This window comes from Kitasatospora aureofaciens (assembly GCF_019192735.1).
In the GTDB taxonomy this organism is placed as follows: domain Bacteria; phylum Actinomycetota; class Actinomycetes; order Streptomycetales; family Streptomycetaceae; genus Kitasatospora; species Kitasatospora aureofaciens_A.
On record NZ_JAHTKP010000156.1, the window covers coordinates 1 to 1,673 of the forward strand.

Sequence of the window (1,673 nt, forward strand, 5' to 3'; positions counted from 1 at the left end):
GTTGAGGGTGTGTGACTGGTCGTTGTTTGAGAACTGCACAGTGGACGCGAGCATCTGTGGCCAAGTTTTTAAGGGCGCACGGTGGATGCCTTGGCACCAGGAACCGATGAAGGACGTGGGAGGCCACGATAGTCCCCGGGGAGCCGTCAACCAGGCTTTGATCCGGGGGTTTCCGAATGGGGAAACCCGGCAGTCGTCATGGGCTGTCACCCATACCTGAACACATAGGGTATGTGGAGGGAACGCGGGGAAGTGAAACATCTCAGTACCCGCAGGAAGAGAAAACAACCGTGATTCCGGGAGTAGTGGCGAGCGAAACCGGATGAGGCTAAACCGTGATGGTGTGAGACCCGGCAGGGGTTGCCATTACGGGGTTGTGGGAGTGAGCTTCAGTCGTCTGCCGGCGGCTGGGCGAGTCAGAAACCGTATGGATAGTCGAAGGACATGCGAAAGGTCCGGCGTAGAGGGTAAGACCCCCGTAGACGAAATCTGTGCGGCTTGCTTGCTCATTTCCCAAGTAGCACGGGGCCCGAGAAATCCCGTGTGAATCTGGCGGGACCACCCGCTAAGCCTAAATATTCCCTGGTGACCGATAGCGGATAGTACCGTGAGGGAATGGTGAAAAGTACCGCGGGAGCGGAGTGAAATAGTACCTGAAACCGTGTGCCTACAAGCCGTGGGAGCGTCGTCGTGGTCTTCGGATCATGGCCGTGACTGCGTGCCTTTTGAAGAATGAGCCTGCGAGTTTGCGGTGTGTAGCGAGGTTAACCCGTGTGGGGTAGCCGTAGCGAAAGCGAGTCCGAATAGGGCGTTTGAGTTGCATGCCCAAGACCCGAAGCGGAGTGATCTAGCCATGGGCAGGTTGAAGCGCGGGTAAGACCGTGTGGAGGACCGAACCCACCAGGGTTGAAAACCTGGGGGATGACCTGTGGTTAGGGGTGAAAGGCCAATCAAACTCCGTGATAGCTGGTTCTCCCCGAAATGCATTTAGGTGCAGCGTCACGTGTTTCTTGCCGGAGGTAGAGCACTGGATAGGCGATGGGCCTCACCGGGTTACTGACCTTAGCCAAACTCCGAATGCCGGTAAGTGAGAGCGTGGCAGTGAGACTGTGGGGGATAAGCTCCATGGTCGAGAGGGAAACAGCCCAGAACACCGACTAAGGTCCCTAAGCGTGTGCTAAGTGGGAAAGGATGTGGAGTCGCAGAGACAACCAGGAGGTTGGCTTAGAAGCAGCCACCCTTGAAAGAGTGCGTAATAGCTCACTGGTCAAGTGATTCCGCGCCGACAATGTAGCGGGGCTCAAGCACATCACCGAAGTCGTGTCATTGCAGCAATACTCCTAACGGGGGCTGTGATGGGTAGGGGAGCGTCGTGTGCCGGGTGAAGCGGCGGTGGAAACCAGTCGTGGACGGTATACGAGTGAGAATGCAGGCATGAGTAGCGATACAAGAGTGGGAAACTCTTGCGCCGATTGACCAAGGGTTCCTGGGTCAAGCTGATCTGCCCAGGGTAAGTCGGGACCTAAGGCGAGGCCGACAGGCGTAGTCGATGGACAACGGGTTGATATTCCCGTACCCGCTTTGAAGCGCCAACGCTGAACCTCTTGATGCTAAGCCCGTGAAGCCGGCCCGGAGTCTTCGGACAATGGGACGTGGTGGAGCCGGTGACCCAA

The 1,673-nt window shown here is 57.2% G+C and carries 1 rRNA gene; it reads left to right on the plus strand.

The features are described 5' to 3' along the window. Positions 1 to 58 precede the first annotated feature (58 nt). Positions 59 to 1,673 (plus strand): 23S ribosomal RNA (locus KV557_RS41685); the annotation flags it as partial.